Source organism: Pelomonas margarita, assembly GCF_043555875.1.
Lineage (GTDB): Bacteria > Pseudomonadota > Gammaproteobacteria > Burkholderiales > Burkholderiaceae_C > Pelomonas > Pelomonas margarita.
Genome location: NZ_JBIGHW010000091.1, coordinates 1 through 255, shown reverse-complemented (window position 1 = coordinate 255; position 255 = coordinate 1). Strand labels below are relative to the sequence as shown.

1 protein-coding gene is annotated in these 255 nt (G+C 71.8%); it reads left to right on the top strand.

What is annotated here, in order from left to right:
* On the top strand, positions 1–255 hold a 255-nt coding region (locus tag ACG0Z3_RS23380; RefSeq protein ID WP_394402475.1), incomplete at both ends, for a dihydroxy-acid dehydratase domain-containing protein.

The following is a 255-nucleotide window of genomic DNA, read 5'->3' as shown; positions in this document are numbered from 1 at the left end:
TCGACGGCGCGGTGCTGATGGGCGGCTGCGACAAGACCACGCCCGGCCTCTTGATGGGCGCCATCAGCATGGGCCTGCCGCTGATCTACCTGCCCGCCGGCCCCATGCTGCGCGGCAACTGGCGCGGCCAGGTGCTGGGCTCGGGGTCGGATGCCTTCAAGTACTGGGATGAGCGCCGCGCCGGGCGGCTGAGCGACCAGGCCTGGGCCGAGATGGAAGCCGGCATCGCCCGCAGCCACGGCACCTGCATGACCA